Origin of the sequence: Bacteroides sp. AF34-31BH (assembly GCF_003602795.1) — a bacterium.
Taxonomy (GTDB): domain Bacteria; phylum Bacteroidota; class Bacteroidia; order Bacteroidales; family Bacteroidaceae; genus Bacteroides; species Bacteroides uniformis.
This window is the reverse complement of record NZ_QTLV01000002.1, coordinates 563,550-581,003: the sequence shown is the minus strand read 5'-3', so window position 1 is coordinate 581,003 and position 17,454 is coordinate 563,550. Positions and strand designations below refer to the sequence as shown.

Annotated in this window: 18 protein-coding genes and 1 pseudogene; all 19 read right to left on the bottom strand. The window is 44.5% G+C overall.

Annotated elements, in window-relative coordinates; genetic code table 11:
* Window positions 1-18: 18 nt before the first annotated feature.
* Window positions 19-1,130 (bottom strand): annotated as a pseudogene (locus DWZ67_RS06020) (AAA family ATPase); the annotation flags it as partial.
* A gap of 82 nt (window positions 1,131-1,212) precedes the next feature.
* On the bottom strand, window positions 1,213-1,698 hold the full coding sequence (locus DWZ67_RS06015; RefSeq protein ID WP_133302937.1) for a hypothetical protein: 486 nt from the start codon (window positions 1,696-1,698) through the stop codon (window positions 1,213-1,215).
* Entirely contained in the window at window positions 1,688-2,932 is a 1,245-nt protein-coding gene (locus DWZ67_RS06010; protein WP_057089603.1) for an AAA family ATPase, read from the bottom strand. Before DWZ67_RS06010 ends, DWZ67_RS06015 begins: the two co-directional genes overlap by 11 nt.
* Window positions 2,933-3,012: 80 nt before the next feature.
* The gene (locus DWZ67_RS06005) at window positions 3,013-3,456 is read right to left on the bottom strand and encodes an N-acetylmuramoyl-L-alanine amidase (protein ID WP_005827473.1); all 444 of its coding nucleotides are present in this window, start codon (window positions 3,454-3,456) and stop codon (window positions 3,013-3,015) included.
* A 33-nt stretch (window positions 3,457-3,489) separates the two neighbouring features.
* Complete coding sequence (locus tag DWZ67_RS20060) at window positions 3,490-3,603, bottom strand: smalltalk protein (protein ID WP_016273911.1); 114 nt, start codon at window positions 3,601-3,603, stop codon at window positions 3,490-3,492.
* 47 nt (window positions 3,604-3,650) lie between these two features.
* Entirely contained in the window at window positions 3,651-4,166 is a 516-nt protein-coding gene (locus tag DWZ67_RS06000; RefSeq protein ID WP_057089602.1) for an HU family DNA-binding protein, read from the bottom strand.
* Window positions 4,167-4,512: 346 nt separating this feature from the next.
* Entirely contained in the window at window positions 4,513-4,683 is a 171-nt protein-coding gene (locus DWZ67_RS05995; RefSeq protein WP_410492077.1) for a helix-turn-helix domain-containing protein, read from the bottom strand.
* A complete protein-coding gene (locus DWZ67_RS20655; RefSeq protein ID WP_410492079.1) occupies window positions 4,629-4,829 on the bottom strand; it encodes a type II toxin-antitoxin system RelE/ParE family toxin in 201 nt (66 codons plus the stop codon). The genes DWZ67_RS05995 and DWZ67_RS20655 overlap by 55 nt, the downstream gene beginning before the upstream one ends.
* Before the next feature lie 93 nt (window positions 4,830-4,922).
* Window positions 4,923-5,171 carry a DUF4248 domain-containing protein gene (locus DWZ67_RS05985; RefSeq protein WP_016273909.1) on the bottom strand — a complete coding sequence of 83 codons (249 nt, stop codon included), beginning with the start codon at window positions 5,169-5,171 and terminating at the stop codon, window positions 4,923-4,925.
* A gap of 127 nt (window positions 5,172-5,298) precedes the next feature.
* On the bottom strand, window positions 5,299-7,113 hold the full coding sequence (locus tag DWZ67_RS05980) for a bifunctional DNA primase/helicase (RefSeq protein WP_016273908.1): 1,815 nt from the start codon (window positions 7,111-7,113) through the stop codon (window positions 5,299-5,301).
* 257 nt (window positions 7,114-7,370) lie between these two features.
* A complete protein-coding gene (locus tag DWZ67_RS05975) occupies window positions 7,371-8,312 on the bottom strand; it encodes a DUF4373 domain-containing protein (protein ID WP_016273907.1) in 942 nt (313 codons plus the stop codon).
* Between the two features lie 345 nt (window positions 8,313-8,657).
* Window positions 8,658-8,786 (bottom strand): hypothetical protein, encoded by a 129-nt coding sequence (locus tag DWZ67_RS20570; RefSeq protein WP_258985407.1) that lies wholly within the window; start codon window positions 8,784-8,786, stop codon window positions 8,658-8,660.
* A 187-nt stretch (window positions 8,787-8,973) separates the two neighbouring features.
* The gene (locus tag DWZ67_RS20370; RefSeq protein ID WP_229094616.1) at window positions 8,974-9,060 is read right to left on the bottom strand and encodes a hypothetical protein; all 87 of its coding nucleotides are present in this window, start codon (window positions 9,058-9,060) and stop codon (window positions 8,974-8,976) included.
* A 297-nt stretch (window positions 9,061-9,357) separates the two neighbouring features.
* Window positions 9,358-10,566: a glycosyltransferase gene (locus tag DWZ67_RS05955; RefSeq protein WP_016273905.1), complete on the bottom strand. Its 1,209-nt coding sequence runs from the start codon at window positions 10,564-10,566 to the stop codon at window positions 9,358-9,360.
* An 18-nt stretch (window positions 10,567-10,584) separates the two neighbouring features.
* Window positions 10,585-11,709 carry a glycosyltransferase family 4 protein gene (locus DWZ67_RS05950; protein WP_016273904.1) on the bottom strand — a complete coding sequence of 375 codons (1,125 nt, stop codon included), beginning with the start codon at window positions 11,707-11,709 and terminating at the stop codon, window positions 10,585-10,587.
* Entirely contained in the window at window positions 11,706-12,902 is a 1,197-nt protein-coding gene (locus tag DWZ67_RS05945) for a glycosyltransferase family 2 protein (protein ID WP_016273903.1), read from the bottom strand. Before DWZ67_RS05945 ends, DWZ67_RS05950 begins: the two co-directional genes overlap by 4 nt.
* A gap of 29 nt (window positions 12,903-12,931) precedes the next feature.
* On the bottom strand, window positions 12,932-14,407 hold the full coding sequence (locus tag DWZ67_RS05940; RefSeq protein ID WP_016273902.1) for an O-antigen ligase family protein: 1,476 nt from the start codon (window positions 14,405-14,407) through the stop codon (window positions 12,932-12,934).
* 28 nt (window positions 14,408-14,435) lie between these two features.
* Window positions 14,436-16,604 (bottom strand): hypothetical protein, encoded by a 2,169-nt coding sequence (locus DWZ67_RS05935; RefSeq protein WP_117952020.1) that lies wholly within the window; start codon window positions 16,602-16,604, stop codon window positions 14,436-14,438.
* A gap of 6 nt (window positions 16,605-16,610) precedes the next feature.
* Complete coding sequence (locus tag DWZ67_RS05930; protein WP_016273899.1) at window positions 16,611-17,444, bottom strand: TolC family protein; 834 nt, start codon at window positions 17,442-17,444, stop codon at window positions 16,611-16,613.
* Between the last annotated feature and the right edge of the window lie 10 nt (window positions 17,445-17,454).

Here is a 17,454-nt window from a genome sequence, read left to right as displayed (position 1 = left end):
TTGCAAACGGTAGGGCATATAGTAGGGAATCAAGTATTTGATGAATCCTTCGGCCACTTCTTTGTTGGGGAATCCCAGCCGATAGATGTTGAATTCTTCATCATATTCCTTTATCGTGAGGTAGCCACTTTGGTAAATAACGGCAATGGGATTATCCTTGAACGACTCCACGTATGTCAGTGTCTCTGCAGTCACCCCTTCGCTCGTCAGGTCGGGCAGGCAGAAGTTGTCTTCCTTCAGCAGTTTCACAAGGTAGGTGGGGTCTCAAACCAGTAGCTGCCGAACTCCAGGGAGCGGAACGTATTCAGCAGGCTGAAGGGATTATACAGGTTGGTTCCGTTCTGGCGGAAACGGTAGCCGTCGTACCGTTCTTTCAATCGCCGGCAGGCTTCGTCGTAGGTGATGTCGTAATTTTCGGCTATCCGGTGTAGCGGTTCCTCAAAATAGGTATGTATCTCCTTGTCCGTCATGCCGCAGAGGGTCTGGAACTGTCGGTCCATAGAGAGGTCTATCAGGTTGTTCAGGTCGTTGAACACGCTGACTTTTCCGAATTTTGTCACTCCCGTCAGAAATCCGAAGCGGATATATCGGTCCTGCGTCTTCATTACGGAGTAGAAGGCTTTGAGCGTGTTGCGGTATTCGTTTTGCAGTTCTTCGTCACCAATGGCCTGGAGCATGGGTTTGTCGTATTCTTCTACGAGGATGACCACGCGCTGGCCGGTCTGCTCGTAGGCGCGGCGGATGATTCCCTTGAAGCGCAGTTCGGGGTTGACTTCGCTGGAGACGGTTCCGTAGATGTTTTCCCATTGGCAGAGGGTATCGTTCAATACATTGATAAGGCTGTTCTTTTCATCGTATTTGCTTGTGTTCAAATCCAAATGCAGTACCGGATATTTCGTCCATTCTTTTTCAAGCCGTTCCATTTCCAGTCCCTTGAACAGTTCCTGCTGCCCGTTGAAGTAGGCTTGCAGTGTGCTGATGAGCAGACTCTTTCCGAATCTCCGTGGGCGGCTCAAGAAGTAGTAGTTACTTGTATTGACCAATTGGTGAATCAATGCAGTTTTGTCTACATAGGTGTACTCACCAAGACGGATTTTCTCAAAACTCTGTATCCCAATAGGGTACTTCATACGGCTGAATTTTGTTTGATGGGCATTTTGCTTAATTAAAACAAATGTATGAATAAAAAATGAGGTGGTAAAGCTTTTGTCCTTATAGGGCGATTTTTCTCATAATCTTCAATTCCAGTCCTGTTCTGTTTTTGAAATCCTGTATATGGCAGTTATAATTTGCACTGAAAAATGGCCGTTGCCTATTACATATATAGGCCTTTACGGAACAAAAATTCTTGAATGAAGAGGTTCTACTTATATGTTCTACGGTTGCAGCCAGTTGTTCACAGCCTGTCTTTACCCAACCTCTATATTGTCTGTCCTTCAATTCTACAAAAATCAGCTCATCGTCATAATGGAGCAACCCGTCACACACCTGTTGGGTTTCTTCCTCTTTCCCGGTTTTCAGGACCAAGCAATGGTCTATTCCATAGAAACCTATTGGTTTTGAATTAGGATTATCGACAATTCCTATCCATTTGGATTTATCTGTCTCGTCAATATAAGCGGGATTCCTCGCCGGTGGAGTATCATCACATAGCCCGAATAGCTCTTTATTGGAAACACTTCTTCCGTTATTTTCCATATTTATCTTCAAGTTGCAATAGTTCCGTAAACAAATAGCCGCTTTCTGCCAGAAGTTCATTCAGATAGTTCTCATCAGAAGGAAGTCCACAGTAATCTGCCAATTTGGATACAGTTCCCCGATTATTTATCTCGTATATTACCAGGTCATCCGGAGATAAAAGAGATTTTATCGGGACGATTCTGTCCAATTCCTTCAAATCGCTTTCTGTTCCGGCAACTCCCATCGTTGTGTCAACTTGTTTAGCCTTGACAGCCAATGACAAATCATTTATGATGTACGGGCTGTGGGTGGTTATAACCAGCTTGTTTTCTGCTGAATAATTATTGAACTCCAATAAGCTATACAACATATTCCGCTGTGAAACCGGAAACAGATTTTGTTCCGGCTCTTCAACGATATTGATAAAAGCCGTTTTATTGAACTGTGAAGATACTGCCGACAGAGCAATCCTTCTCTGCTCGTCGGTCAGAGTCGTATCAGCCCAAATGGATTTGACGGCATCATTAAAGCGTTGGGATTCATTATGGCTCATTTTTTGCGGATTCTCAACCTGTCTTCTTACAGCATTGGCCAGATAGTAGGAAACCAGATAGAGAGGAACCAGTGACTGGAATCCACTCGATGCTTCCGACAGTTCCACCTGATAATCGTTTCCGGTCACATTTATCACGTCATGCTGCTTGTCATATTTTATTTCTGCATCATTAATCGGCAGAGACAGGCCATCCTTGATTTCATCCTTAGCATTATTGAACTCTGTAATATATTCCAGCAGCGAATCCGGCAAAGACTTGAACGACTTGGCTTCTTTTATGATACTGATAAAATTTCTCTCGGCAGGCACGTACATTATCTGTGGCAGGAAATACTTCCGAGACTGCTTTTCGGATATCTGAAAGTCACCTTTCTGATATTTCATTGAATAAGCCTCACCTTCATATTCTATTTCGGCAGCATCGCTGTGGGCATTGTTAAAAAAGTAATTTGCTATACGGTGGTATCCGCAATAGGTCTTTCTGAACTTTACTGCGGAAAAGTCACTTATTGCATAATCGCCTCTGACCAATGCCTTCTCTATCCAAGTGAAAGTGGAAATCAATTTGGCGACACAACTTTTACCGCTTCCTTGATTCCCGATGAATACAGAAACTTTCTTTATGTCTATCCAACCGTCATCATCCGGACAGCCTTGCCTGATGGGGCCGAAATTCTTTATTCTTATTTTTGCCATATATTAGGTATGAAACACATTTGATAGCAAAGATACTATATTTTATTAAAAGAGAGGGTGTATACCCTCTCTTTTCTTGGTTACCACTTCTCTTTTTTTACTTCAAAACACGGGCATTGTTTCGTCCATTCCATCGGTTCCACCTCTCCGTTGTTGTTCAGGTCGGGGCTGAGGTCGCGATGTCCCGCCACTTTTGCTTCTGGATAGTCCATCAGTAAAGCGCGGACCAGTACGCGGAGTGAATGCCGTTGCCATTCGGTGCGCGTGTCTTTGGGATTTCCATAGTGGTCCAATCCGCCTTCGTAGGCGATTCCGATAGAGTGGGCATTGTAGCCGCGGGCGTGGGCGCCGGCCCTCTCGACCGGGCGTGTGGTCAGGATTTGTCCGTCACGGCGGATGTAGAAATGATAGCCCGTGCCGTCAAATCCACGTCGGCGGTGCGCGGCTTCCAGAGCCTGCCCGGTAAAGGGACGGTCCTCGCACGTGGCGCTGCAATGTATCACAATCAAGTCGATTTTTCTCATTTTTTTCTACTGTTTGCCTTTGGGGGCTGTTCGCTAAAGGGAACCACCACTGTTCATGGCGTGTGCGCTGAATGCGCCCAAAAGTGCCGAAGCTACAGCAATGATTACTTTCAGAATTTTGTCCCAGGCTGATGATTTTGTACTCATGATGTTTAATGTTTAATCCTTAATTCCTAATTCTTACTCCCTCTTTTTTATCCCAACGGATTCTCCCCCTGGTCTCCGTCCGAACCTCCACTACCGGGGGTGTTGTTGCCGGAACCGCCTCCGGAGCTGTTCTTGTCTTCGGATACAAGCTCAAAGACGAGGTTGTTGGCTCCGCCTTTGGTGGTGGCGTTGCTGTCGTTCACCAGCCGGAGGGTGTTGGCCACCTTGAAGCGGATGTTGACGCGCTCGATGTTCTTTACGGTACAGTCTTTGGCCACTTCGGTGGCACGGCATTTGAAGGTGGTGTGGAAGATGCCGAAACCGTCCAGACGGACACTGTTGCCGTCCGTAAGCGTCTGGCGCATCTGCCGTACGATGGCCTTGCCTACGTGCTCCACGTCTTCGGCCGACATGGCGCCCAGTGCTTCAATGTCTTGTGCTATACGGGCAAGGTCGAAGATTTTGGCATCTTGGGGCTTGCGTTTCAGGGTGTGGACCATAGGGGAGTTGCTGTCCCCGATTTTCTTGTGGCGCTGTGTGCGCACTACCAATGCTGTTGACATGTTGATTAATTTTAAATTTAGAATTGTTCATTTCCGAAGTGGACAGCGGTGTCTCCGCGGCGATGGCCTCTGCTCCGTTTCGTTGATACAAAGATAGGACATGGGGCAGGGAAGGATGGAGGTTGGGGGAGGAGGAGGAGGAGGGGGGAGGATAAGGGAGGTTATTGGGGATTAAGGATTAGGGGTTAGGGATGTGCGGTCATCGCTTACGTTATGATTTTAGGCACGGATTTCGCGGATTACGCGGAAAAGATAAAGAAAAATCCGTGTTATTCCGCGTAATTCCGCGCCCTGAAAGAGAGCATGACAAGGTTTTTTCGGGCAGTCCGGAGAGTCCGGCTTGATTTTACATAGGCCGTAATTCCACTGTCAGTCCCATGGCTGCTGCAATTCGATACAGGGTGGAAACTGTAGGAACTGTAAGTCCTCTTTCTATTCTTGAAATATAACCTTTGTCGGCTCCTATACGTTTGGCAAGCTCCGCTTGTGTAAGCCTTGCATTTTTACGGGCATCCAATAGGATTTGGGCATTGTACTCTTCCCATGCTTTTTCGCGTTTTTTTTCACGTTCGGGAGTCCCTTCTTTAATTTTAAAGCCTTTCTGATTTCACTGTCAGGTGTTTTCTGTGTCTTCTTTTTGAATGCGTTAAAAAGTACAACAATATTAAGGATTAAGGATTAGGGATGAGCTTGTGTTCATTAATCATTAATCACTAACCCTTAATCCCTAATCCTTCCCCTTTCCTTCCTTTCCTTTTAAGAAGGCTCCCCGAAAACATCAATCATCAGCTGTACTTGTGCGGGCGTGTACCGTCGGCAATAGGGGTTCATGCCCGTGGCAAGCAAGCGTTGTTCCAGACCGGGGGCGGTGCGTATCCATTCGTTCAGCTGGTTGACGGCAGTCTGCTGGGCAATGCCCGGAAGGTAGTACATGGCCAGTTCGCCTTTCCCGTAGCTGCGGACGGGGAAACGGGGCTCTGCAAAGGAATCATTCTGTTTCATCATTATTCTTAAAGTTCAGGTTATATGTTTTTTAAGTTTCGCATGTCTTTGACCTGCTTTCAGTGAACAAGTTGACAAGGCTATAAGGGGGAGACTGCATCTTCTTCCTGCCTTGTAAAGATACGGATTTTTACTCGAATAACCTACCTTGTTCCTCACTATTTTTCAACCAATTTTCGTTGTCGAACTGCGTGTTCACCGGTCCCGGTCTGTCCCCTTCGGGGGTGGGGATATAGGCTTCCTCGCAGGGCCAGTAGCGGCCGTTCAGGTGGTTGTAGACGAACTTGGCATCGGTGTGTGCGCTGCCCAGATGCTTGAAGCGGACTTTCTCGATGTAGACGGTGACCATCTGCTTGGTGTCGTTGCGGTCTACCACGAGACAGAAGTCGGACATGTTGGCGAAGTTGGCAGAGCCGTTGATGTCGTTCATCTCGACACGGCGCAGGGTGCCGTCCTTTTCGTTGCGGTTCACCTTGCGGGGATGGGCCACGAGGATGACGAGGCACTGGTTGAGGATGGCGAAACGTCCCAGCTTGTTCAGGGTGTCGGTGATGTAGGCCATTTCCGTCTGCCCCGGTTCCAGATGTTGCTCCAGGCGGTTCATGGGGTCGATGATGAGGATGCGCACCCCTTTGCGGCGCACCACCTGGCGGGCTTTCTCCAGGATGTGGTCGATGCCGTAGCTCCCGTCGTCGGGCAAGATGTGCGACACGTTGCGGTCCAGCCAGCCCACCGCCTGCTCGTAGACGGCTTCCGTCATGCCCGGTCCGGGGGTGAAGCGGTGGCCGGTCAGCTTCTCCGCCAGCTTGTGCAGGTGGTAGGCGATGGGCATGTTTTCGGGGCTGAAGAAGGCGATTTTCCACTCGTGCCGCAGGCAGAGGCGCAGCACCAGTTCGTCGGTGAATTCGGACTTGCCGTCGCCGGGGCGTCCGGTGATGACCAGCAGGCGGCGAGGTTCGAGGGTGCAGTGCTCGTCGAAGTTGTCCCAACCGGTGTCGGCACCGCGTTGCAGGCCGTTCTCGTAGAGGGAGCGCAGGTCGTCGCGGCAGTCTTCGGCGGTGAAGATGCCTTCGAGGGGGACTTCTTCGGCCTGCTCGATGCAGATGCGGAGGCTTTCGACACCGAATTTCACCAGGTGTTCGTTGGCATCCTTGCAGCCCTCGCCGAAGTGCACGATGCGGCAGCGTTCCACTCCGAGGCGACGCGTGAGTTCCTGCCGGAGCGACTGCCCGGCAGGGTCCTCGTCTACGGCGATGTAGATGGCCTGCTTGTCTTCGAAGTGCGACTCGACGAAGCGGTCCAGCCACGTGAGGTTGCTCTGGGCGCCGGCGGGCACGGAGACGACGTCCTTGCGTCCGGCAGCGATGACGGCTGCCGCGTCGAACTCGCCTTCGGTGATGATACACTCCGGGGTGTCCAGGATGCTGTCTACGTTGTAGGGGATGAGCTCGGCTCCCTTCACCATCATGAAGTGCTTCCGGGCGCTGCGGTACTTGGTGTTGACGAGTGTCCCGTTCTCGAAGTAGTTGAAGCAGATGCAGTTCTCTTCTTGGCCGGTTTCGGGCAGGCGCACCGTTTCTTCGGTGATGCGCAGGGCGCGCAGCAGTTCCTGAGGCAGGCAGCGTACGGTGGTCCAGTAGCGTTCCAGATTCTCGGAAAGTTGCATCCGGGCAGGGTCGAAGGCGGGGCGGCGGAAGTGCTGGGGCGGTGCGGCGGGTTTTCGGCGCATGTCGCGGCGTTGCTGCTTCAGGCGCTCTTCGGCGTCGTCGGGCACGTAGAACTTGTAGCCGCAGTGGTGGCAGTAGCACAAGCCTTTGTCCAGATCTACGGAGAGTGATTTGTTGCCTTTGTGTCCGCGGGTGTCGTTGCATTGCGGACAGATGGTCTTGATTCGGCCGCTGATGCGGCCACGGGTGTCGATACCGTGTTGATGGAAATTTCTCATAATGATTTTAGTTTGTTTGACAGAAGAACAAAAGAACCTGTTTGTTTTCTTGTTTTGTCTTTTTGTTCTTTTGTCTGAAAAATGATTATACATGAATGGTTTCACCCCTTCCAATGCCACACTTCGCGGGGGGAAATGCCACACTTCACGGGGGGAAATGCCACACTTGGGACATGCTGAGGTGTGGCATTCGGGGTGCTGAGGTGTGGCATTCGGAACGTTGAAGTGTGGCATTCCGGATGCCGGAGTGTGGCGTTTCAGCCGGGTTTCTGCTTCGGCTTTTTCGATGAAGGCGGTGGGGTTTGCGAAGTCCACGAACGGGCCGTTTCGTTCCAGAAGGCGGTATTGTCCGGTCGGGGTGGCGCTCCGTCGGGGATGGGGCAGCCCAGGTAGGTGCGCCGTCCGTCCACAAGCTGCTCGTAGCGGTAGGGGTCGGGAGGTGCGGCGGCGGACTGCTGCTTTTCGAGGCCCTGCAACAGCATATGCAGCTCCTGCGAGGTGCGCTGGCCGGCTTGGGTGTAGAACGTGAAGTAGCTTCGCACTTCTTCCTGGCTGTTCATCCTCTCCTCTTTTCCGAGGAGTACGATGTGTTTCTTGAATTCTTCCAGTGCCGTATCAAAATGCTTGTTCAGCAGGACACTGTAGCCGCTTCTCATGCAGACCATTTCACGGAACAGTTGATTTTTCGACAAGCCATCCACTTGCTTCCTCCAGCTCTGGTAGGGAGTGATGCCGCCGTTGCCGCCGTTCTTTGGGACGACATCGTCGTCTTTTCTTTTCGTCTGTTCTTCTCTATTCTGTTCTTCTCTTACGCGCGCGGATTCGGTTTTCTTGCTATCTTTTCTGTTTTTCAGTTGGTTATGTGCGTTTTTTGCTTCCTCGTTTTTCTCCGGAGTTTTCAAATCATTTTGCAAATGATTTCCTTTTTCCGTATGGTTGAAGTCGATGGCGGATTCGAATTCTTCTTCGTGGATGGTGAAAAGTTGGTATTCCCAGATGATTTTCTCCATGTATTTTCTGGAGAATCCTTTTCTTGAAATAATATTCAGCTGATTGAAACTGAGTTTCCTGTCGGGCTGTGCACAGAGCATCTCGATGATGCGTAGATACATGCCATAGCCCCTGCATCCTTCATTATCGATGAGTGCGGCCAGTCTTTTGTCATTAGGCAAATCGTTGGGGTGTTTGAACCAAATCATTTTCTTCGTGTATTAGTTTTCTATTTCCTGATAGTTATCTTATATTCTGAAAGGATAGAAGGGCTTCATAGTGACGTGTAAGGAGAGACTGCTCGGCGGTCGTATCTTTTAAAATATGCGGCAAAGTTACGTATAACAGAACAAGCCTGCAAATGGACTTTTGTAGGGTTTAGCGGCGTCTCACCGACCCCAGAAGCTGTCCTGCGTGTGTTACAGCCTCTTTTCGGGTGCTTAGGCATACAATGGAGAAATATGTGTTTTTTTTACAGAAGGTAGCCGGTGGAGCTCTCTCTTTAGGCATCCTTCTACTTGTTACGTCCGTAAACATTTGACTCACAGTAGTTATTACTCTCCGGACTTTGTTTTGTGCATGCGTGTCATCTGCCGTATGTGGGCCAGACTGCGCAGTTCGCTTTGGGAGAAAGACGATTTTCCTTTCAGCAAATAGTCAATGGCCTCTGCAATGATTTCCAACTGATCCAATAATGGATTTCTACTGTGTGCAGTATCCTTTTCGATGTTTACTGCGTCCTTGTCTCCGCTACGGAGGGTAAAGGTTACTTTTTTTACTCATAATACTTTTTTAAGAAAAACGCGACAAAGATACGAATTTCGCCCGATAGATTTCGTATATTTGCAATATGGCAAATGTAGAAAAAACTTATCTGTTGAATTTGTGTTGTTTTTCCCAATTTGACAAAGCTTCAACTAAATCCTCGGAAACATGTTTTAAACTTTGTGTATGCATCACGTCATAGCAGTCTAAAACAAGGCGTTTGAATAAGTCTACCCGTACATCTCCATGGGTGAGATATTCATCTTTCGAGAGCTGGCCCCAAGAGCCATAACAGCGAAATGAATTTTGTTGCTTTCGGAAATTTCATCTTTCATAATCTATTTCCATTTAAAATCCAGACTTTACTATTCTATTTTTGCATCTTTCTTATTGAACGTATGGCAAATATACAAAAGTTTGAAACATGAATAAATGTAATTCCATTAAACTTTCAATTTACTATTTGGTGCAAAGTGGTATATAGTTACCTTATTTTTTTGTCACATATCTGGTAATGGCATTGTAAATTGTCTGTACACTATGTCCCCAACTGTGTGTATGCGCAAAGGCAATGCGGGCATTCTCCAGTTTTGGGTTGCCTGCTTCGTTTGCTGCTGCTTTCAGTGCTATTATCCATTCTTCTGTTGAAACAGCTAAATGAGTGTGTCCGGCAAAGATGCTACGCATGGTATGTGTGCTGGTAGCTACTATAGGTTTTCCCATGGCAAGGTATTCATCTATTTTCAGTGGGTAATTACCATCTGTTATAGAATTGAGTATCTGTGGATTGATGCAGATGTCAAAGTGCTGTATATATTTCGGCAGTTCTTCCACTTCCTTACGTCCTGTGAAGAATACATTCTTTAAATTGTGTAGCAGGTGCTTTTGGAAATGCTTGTCTTCAGGTCCGACGAAAACAAAACTGTAGCCGGGCAACTGCCTTGCGATATTGTATAGCAGTTCACTGTCCAGGCGGCTTTCGATGATAGCTCCCGTATAGCCGACTATTGGCGAGGGGATGTTTTGCATATCCGTCGGTTTGTCCCAATGCCGGGTAGCATCGTATAGTTCAAGATTGACACCGGTATTCAATACATATGTGTGCCGGTTCAGAGGTCGGAGCTGTTCTGCAAAGTAACTGGAATTTGCCAGTACGATATCTGACTGACGTACAAGCATTTCTTCGCAACGTGGTCCGTGCTTGCGCCAATAGGGAAAGCCGATAACATAGTCGCGCCGATAATAAATGCTGATTGCCGGGCAGATATATTCTTTGAGATGCAGGCTTCGGAAAAGGTCGGTATCAATCAAATGCGTATAGTCTTTGAAACCAAGAACATCGGCTTGTTGTACTATCCAGTTGCCAATCTTTTTGCAATTCCGGCGATTGAGACAGTTGAATAGCCATGTAGGAAGTTGTCCTACGGAGTGTATGATGAAGGGGCAGTCCAATACCCATAGATTTTCATTGATTTGCCGCAATGGAGCCGATTTGCTTTGGATGACTTCCAGCTGTCGATGGCCTGTAGGAGATAGAGGCCCTTTTCCTGCTGCAATGCGTAACCTTGTGGCAATATCCATGGGAGGATTGACATAGAGTACACGGTGCTTCTTTGCTATCTCGGATGCGGTGTTCTTGATGGTGCTTCCTATCTCGATGTCCCAGGATTGGAGGCTGGTGATGATGAAGTCTGCCATAGTTTTAGAGGTGTGGGTTTATGGTGTATGGATTTCATTGTAAATCTTCACATATTCTTCAGCTGTGCTTTTCCAAGAGAATTGTTTTACACGTTCTAGTCCGTAAGCAGATTGTTGCCGATAGAAATCATTGTTCTTTTCTAATTGCAGGATGGCGTCTGCAATTTCTGACGGCATTTGCGGATTGACAAGGATGGCGTCAGCTCCGGCCACTTCCGGCATTGCAGAGGTATTGCTGGTTATTACGGGAGTACCGCAAGCCATTGCTTCCAGCATTGGAATGCCGAAACTTTCCCTTAAAGAAGGATAAAGGAAAGCAAAAGCTGCACTATAGAGGGTTACCAAATCACGGTTGTCAATATATCCCGGATAGAATAAATGTACTTTTATATCTGTTATACCTTCTTGCTGGAGGAGTGCGTCAATATGTTCCTCTTTTAAGTCCGCAATGAGTAACGGGCGTTTTATTACAGATGCTTTCAGGTAAAGTGAATAGGCCTTCAGCGTGCGTGCCGCGTTTTTTTTGGGGTCTGTGTTCCCTAAAAAGAACAGAAAACCTTCCTGTGGGATATACTTTTGAATGATATTCTCGTCAATTGTTTCATTCTTACGGAAATGTGTATTATATCCATTATAGACAGCGGTTATCTGTCTATTAGGCAGGTGCAGTGCTTCGCGGATGCGTGTACATTCAAAATGTGAAACAGTGATGATTTTCTTGCATTTCTTTAAGATACGCGGAACAACCAATCGTCGGTAATGCCATCCCATTTCTTGATATAGCGAGGGATTTCGGTGTTGGCGTGGTTCCAAGTAAATAATATCATGCAATGTAAGTACCAGCGGTATGGGGCACCACAATGGAGCCGTATTTGAGGTACAATGCAATATATCTACTTTTAAGTGGCGTACAGCTCGTGGTAATGCAATCTGTTCCCATAGGGGATAGGTGGGGCAACGCAGTTCGATGATGTGGAGATTGTCTGATTCTTTGAGGCAGCAATCTTCACCGGGAGCAACAAGTACATAGTACTCATTGCCATCTTTCCGTTTCTGAAGTTCCCTTAAGACTTCAAGAACGACAAAATCCATTCCGTGTTTGTCGCGGCGGAAGATACGTTGGGCCTCGATTGCTATTTTCATTTATTCTTTTTTGTACTTTTGAAAATACGTCCGAAATGGCTGAAAATGGAAGCGAAAATCAGTATAGGCAATGCCCATACAGCGTGTTTGAAACGCTTGTTTATTTCACCTTCCGGTAAAGCCATTAAGAACGTAATTATGATGAGTAAAAGTAGTATGTACCATTTGAAGGATAAGGTCCAATCAAGTATGGTGAAGATTACTGCCGCAATGGTGATGCAGGCAATGAGTAAAAAACGTGATGGTAACAACCACTGGAATAGTTTGTTGCAATAATCCCACTTTCCTTGAAGAAACGCCAATGGCAGACGTCTCAGTGCCAAGAAAGTACTATTATATTGTGCAGAGAGCCAGCGTTGACGTTCTCGGCTATATCCTTGGGCGCTGTCCTGCTTTTTACTATAGCAGATGATTTCCTGCATATATTCAGTGTATATATTCTCTTCCAGCAGCTTTATTTCTACAGCTTTGGCAAGGTCAGAGCCCTCCAGTGTCGGGCTGATGCGGTGAAACATTTCGAAATCAAAAGCCATTCCGGAACCAAGTAATGCAGACGAAAAACCTAGTTTAGTATGTCCTTTACGGAAAATATTGTTGTTGATTTCTTCGCCGGCGGCTGCTAAAACAGCTGTACTAGTTGTTAAGTTTTCCGTCATGCGGTGTGCTTGTATGGAATCACAGCCGGAGTAGTAGGCATTATTCAACAAATGCAATGCATTGGGGACAACGCGATTATCAGAGTTGAAAACGACTATCATATCATACTCATGAGGAGAATATCGTTCCATAACCTGCTGAATGGCATATACTTTTGTACAATGCTCTTTATCTGGGACTACAATGCTGACTGGCATTTGCAACAGAGTTGTTAAATCTTCCTCCGTAAGTTGGGTAGCAGCTACTGCTATATCATATTTCTCTCGTGGGTATATTTGTGTATCAAGGAAATAATTGATGGATTCTATAACTTCCTTTCCGTTACGGAGTACGCTGAAGAGCACCAAGAATTTATGTTGTTTCTTGGCTTCAGGGTAAGGATTCTTGTATTTCATCAATGACGCAATTGCGTAAATGAAGAGGTAGGCTACTGGGATTAAAAAGAGCAGATATAAAATAGCATCTGTCATTTGTAACGCATTGTTGTTCTCGTCTGCCCACCAGTCAGGATTGAATATGGAAAAGAATTCGTTCATTTTTTATTTTATTTTATTTCTTAATAAAATTAATGTTTGGTATTCAATATTTCACTTTTAGATTCTCTTAACAATCTGTCTATATAAGGACCGTTCATAATAAAGGCCAATGAAGCAGCAACCATAAAGAATGAAGGAGTCATACCCATTCCACGTCCTACATACCCATTGAGCCATATTCCGAATACACCACATATAAAAGCTGTTAGTATATTTCGAAGCCCTGGATTACGGACGCGAAACATTATAATATAACAAGAATATATTATAATGGCTATACACATGCTGATATAAATAAGAAGTCCTATAGTACCGGTTTGTATCCAAATATCCACATAAAACGCATCAGGTGGAATCGTATCTTCCACAACTCCGTCACTGTTTACATTAACCCGGGCTACCCCTTTTCCCAGTCCAGCTCCCCAAGGATGTGTTCGCATATATTCGGCAATAAGCTTTTGATTCTCTATACGGACATTGAATGAAGTGTCCTCTTGAGGTCTAAAAGCAGTTCTCATACGCCGTATTAGCGCATTACCATCACCAATTTCAGTAAATGCGAAGAATGCATATAGCATGATAACAGCCAAAGCTGAAATTACCATTATTTTTATGTTCTTGCAGATTAGGCAGTAAAGTGCCAGTCCTCCTAGAGGAACAATCATTGCACCTCGGGTACCGGACATAATCATTCCTACTATTCCCATAAGTGCAATACAAGAAAAGAATATACGTAGCCATTTTTCGGAAGTATGAAATGCAATGATTCCATAAACAATCGAAATCATTCCCATGTTAGAGCCGAAATTACCAGCGTCGCTATAAATGGAAAAATAGCGGATTCCGGAGGATAAAATATGGGTATACCAACTACCTCCCATCAGCCATTCTGTTTCAGCAGCATCAAACCATCGGTACTTTTGATATAATAATTTCAGAAAAGCTGTTATAGTAAATATCCCGATAATAATCAGACTGCGTTTTAGAGTTTTAGGATTGTCTAGTAAAATGCAGGAGACAAAATAAAGTATAGGAGTTGATAATAGCCAGCCTCGAATGCCTGCGATATAACTAGTGCTATCACTTGCCGGATTAATGAATTGGATTAAAATATACAGAAACCATGCTATATAAGTAACAGTGAAAAAATTAATAGCATTAGAAAGACGAATGTCATTTTTGTTTTTTACATAATAAAATAAAATGGAGATAGTCATGTATATGAGCAATCCGTCAGATATGACGCTTAGTCCATCTTGTCGGCTATAACGCATGATGGCTGTCAGGTAGAAAGTATAGGCACCATATAACAAATAGCTCATTCTAGGCCTTTGTATACTATAAGTAAGAATGATAACTCCCAATGGCAGACCTACTATAATGGCAAATAGTAAAATCTTTTGAAAAATAAGTGCATATACCATGAACATTAGTCCAAAAGCTAATAACAAGAAAGTTATTACTTTGGGAGATATGTTCCGTATCTGTTGAGTCGTATGTGCCATTATGAACTTTATTACTTTTTATAAATAGCTATTTCACAGCAGCCTTTTTGGACGTAAGGCCTAATTGTGCTAATTGACTGAATAGTGAATGTACGGGAGTTTGAGGAGGCAGTTCTCCGGTAAATGACTCTACGACCTCCCGTTCAGCATTATTCAGGTATAGGAATATGGGGACATTTCCCATTCCTTCCATGATATGCGCTAGAGTAACGCTGTCACTGTTACGCCACAAACGACATGCATTGGCAATCAATAAATTAACATCTGCTTTTTGAAGTACGGGAAGAGGAATACTGGCAGTATTTACAGCGGGGTATTCTACTAATATAATATTAGGTGTTTCTTCTGCTTCATTGAGGGCCCAGAAATCTGAAAGTTGCTGTGCATTGACATATTGCTGGGTGTCCGGTTCAAAATCAATATGATGTGTTACGATACGTACCCGTAAACCTTCAGTTTCCCAATATTCAGCAAAATATTTGGATAGGAAACTTTTGCCTTCTCTTGCTTCCATACTGAGTAAATTGATAACAGTGGGGGCGTCTTTTTGTAAATAATTATTTAATTGACGACAACTGTAAGCAGCTGCTAAACGATTACACGCTTTCAAAAAGCCACGGAATTTTAAGTTACTAGTGCCATTGAATGCTGCAATTACAGGCAACTTGGTCAAGCGTCTACTACGAGTTGCATCGCGTAGTGTACGGTCTAGCAATTCAATCAATAGGAAATATGTGATTATGAATACTATACTTCCAACAAAAGCAATTAAGATATAAAGAATACGTTTACGTCCATTGTCTGTGAGGGGGTAGGACGGGTCTGCTATGTTTTGCAGATTGCTGGTATTCATTTCAATGTCTTTGAGACGTAGATTGGCATTTGCCAAACCTCCCAACTGAGTACGATAGTTATCTTCTGCGATGCCAATTGCACGCTGTTTTCTGGTGATTTGTGTACCTACTGGTGACATTTGACTGTATTGATCAAAAATATCTTGTTGGCGTTCTTTTAAAACATCCAATTCTGCTTTAGCCTTGGCTTCACTTACTAATGCGGTCAACCATTCAGAAACCATGTCTTTGAGTCCAACACCCTCTTTTGAAAAATTAAGTTCATTCAGATTATCGCTGATATGGGTAATCTTGTCTTCTGCTTTACGTAAATCTTCCTTATTCTTTTTAAGTTCTTTATTAGTGTCTCTAGCTTTATCTGATATGAAAATTTCTTGTTCCATAATATTTTGGTTTAAGCTACTGACTTTTTCTAACTCTTTGAGTAAATTGGTGTTATTACGAATGATAGTTGCACGGATGTCCATCTTTTCATCCAACATTTTTCTTAAGGCTGAAGCTGCAGCATAATTGCGGCGAGCCTCTTCCAAACGGTCGTCAACAGCATAGCGGGTATGTGATAAAGCTTCACTTTCTTGTCCGTAATTAATGACCCGTTCTTGGACACAATATTGCATCAAATCATCTTCTTGCTTGTTTAATTCTATTTTTGCTAAACGGACTTGTTCTTCAAAATAAGCGATAACATCATTTGTCGCTTTAAAACGGAGAATTTCATATGCTTTTTTCAGTTCATCTATAAGAATGATTATGGTTTGCTGAGTGATACCCGGGTCAGCAGATGTATAAATAAGCTGAAGAACATCACTGGCACCTTTACGTTTTACAATTACGGTTTCTAAAGCTGAAGCACTATAAAATGGTATAGGGCGATTGAACATGGAGTATACGAAATTATCACCGTATTCCTTTCGATAATTAGCAAGTGCGTCTGCCGTCTTATTGACATCTTTCCTATCAACTAAAACCAATACTTCTTTGGGAGTCATGCTCAGTAATTGGCGATAGTGCTTAGCCTGGATATAATGATTGTCTTTCCACTCTTCACCATATGTCAGTGCATTCGCTAATAAACGGATAGAAACCTTTTCCAATGTACCACGGGATTGCGCAAGGTTGATGAGGTTATCGAAGGTACTTGTAACAGCTGAGTAATTTACGCTGCTCCCAGTAATGGAAGTCGCTGTTGTAACTCCGGCAAATAAACTACCTTCTACTGTGTAACTGTAAGGCAGAAACTGGGTGAAATAGATTACTAGGCCAGTTACAAATAAAGTTCCCCATAAAAGCCAATAGCGAATACGGTATAGAAATTGTGATATAAATAAAGAGGTATCTTTCATCACGATTTATTTTTCTTTGATAATTTTTATATTAGTGAGCATTTCCAATAAAATAACTGAATTATGCAGGGTAACACGTGCTTGCTCATAGCTTGTAACGGCTCCGGTTCTTCGTGCACGTTCTATGGACAATGTACTAATTTCAATTTTTCCTTGTATGAAATCATTTTCTAATATTTTAGTTTGGGCATTATATAAGGCAGCAGTTTCTGCTTTTGCCTTAATTGTTGACATTTGTTCTGTAACCGCATTATATGCTTCTAATACCCTTAATCTCCTTTCTTCCATTACTTCTTCTTGAGTATATTGCAGCTGTTCAATATCGTATTTATATTTTTTGAGTTTAAGCTGGCGGTTTATTAAATCTCCAAAACTAATACCTACACTTGCGCCTACACTAAAACTATGTTGTGCATTCGACATTGTAGTTTGATACATTGGGGTATACTCGTCACTAGCGTTGCTTAGCACATTGTATTTTCCGTATGAATAATTACCGTTTAGTTTAAAATAATTCCACCAATCACGTTTTTGTAAACGATATTCATTTTTCACTTGTTCAACTTCTGATTGTGCCCGTTTCACAGTCGCATTTTCTGTTACTGCGTCCAGAAAAACAGAAAGTGGGGGTAGCTCAAAGGTTTGAAGTTCTAATGGCATATCGGCAGATAGTTTTCCTATTGTATTTTCTTCCCATAACTTGTCTTCCATTTTTAATTTTTCAAGTGCTTTGATTCGCTCTTCACGTGTCATTTCTTGTGCTGATGCAGACAATGGGACGATGAGCAATCCTAAAAGGATAGCATTACAAACTATGAAAGTGATATGTTTTATTGCCATTTTCTAATAT

What these genes read in the sequence shown, in the direction of transcription:
- DWZ67_RS06015 (WP_133302937.1), bottom strand. Translation starts at nt 1,698, where the DNA reads ATGGAAAATAACGGAAGAAGTGTTTCCAATAAAGAGCTATTCGGGCTA.
- DWZ67_RS06010 (WP_057089603.1), bottom strand. Translation starts at nt 2,932, where the DNA reads ATGGCAAAAATAAGAATAAAGAATTTCGGCCCCATCAGGCAAGGCTGT.
- DWZ67_RS06005 (WP_005827473.1), bottom strand. Translation starts at nt 3,456, where the DNA reads ATGAGAAAAATCGACTTGATTGTGATACATTGCAGCGCCACGTGCGAG.
- DWZ67_RS20060 (WP_016273911.1), bottom strand. Translation starts at nt 3,603, where the DNA reads ATGAGTACAAAATCATCAGCCTGGGACAAAATTCTGAAAGTAATCATT.
- DWZ67_RS06000 (WP_057089602.1), bottom strand. Translation starts at nt 4,166, where the DNA reads ATGTCAACAGCATTGGTAGTGCGCACACAGCGCCACAAGAAAATCGGG.
- DWZ67_RS05985 (WP_016273909.1), bottom strand. Translation starts at nt 5,171, where the DNA reads ATGATGAAACAGAATGATTCCTTTGCAGAGCCCCGTTTCCCCGTCCGC.
- DWZ67_RS05980 (WP_016273908.1), bottom strand. Translation starts at nt 7,113, where the DNA reads ATGAGAAATTTCCATCAACACGGTATCGACACCCGTGGCCGCATCAGC.
- DWZ67_RS05975 (WP_016273907.1), bottom strand. Translation starts at nt 8,312, where the DNA reads ATGATTTGGTTCAAACACCCCAACGATTTGCCTAATGACAAAAGACTG.
- DWZ67_RS20370 (WP_229094616.1), bottom strand. Translation starts at nt 9,060, where the DNA reads ATGCATACACAAAGTTTAAAACATGTTTCCGAGGATTTAGTTGAAGCT.
- DWZ67_RS05955 (WP_016273905.1), bottom strand. Translation starts at nt 10,566, where the DNA reads ATGGCAGACTTCATCATCACCAGCCTCCAATCCTGGGACATCGAGATA.
- DWZ67_RS05950 (WP_016273904.1), bottom strand. Translation starts at nt 11,709, where the DNA reads ATGAAAATAGCAATCGAGGCCCAACGTATCTTCCGCCGCGACAAACAC.
- DWZ67_RS05945 (WP_016273903.1), bottom strand. Translation starts at nt 12,902, where the DNA reads ATGAACGAATTCTTTTCCATATTCAATCCTGACTGGTGGGCAGACGAG.
- DWZ67_RS05940 (WP_016273902.1), bottom strand. Translation starts at nt 14,407, where the DNA reads ATGGCACATACGACTCAACAGATACGGAACATATCTCCCAAAGTAATA.
- DWZ67_RS05935 (WP_117952020.1), bottom strand. Translation starts at nt 16,604, where the DNA reads ATGAAAGATACCTCTTTATTTATATCACAATTTCTATACCGTATTCGC.
- DWZ67_RS05930 (WP_016273899.1), bottom strand. Translation starts at nt 17,444, where the DNA reads ATGGCAATAAAACATATCACTTTCATAGTTTGTAATGCTATCCTTTTA.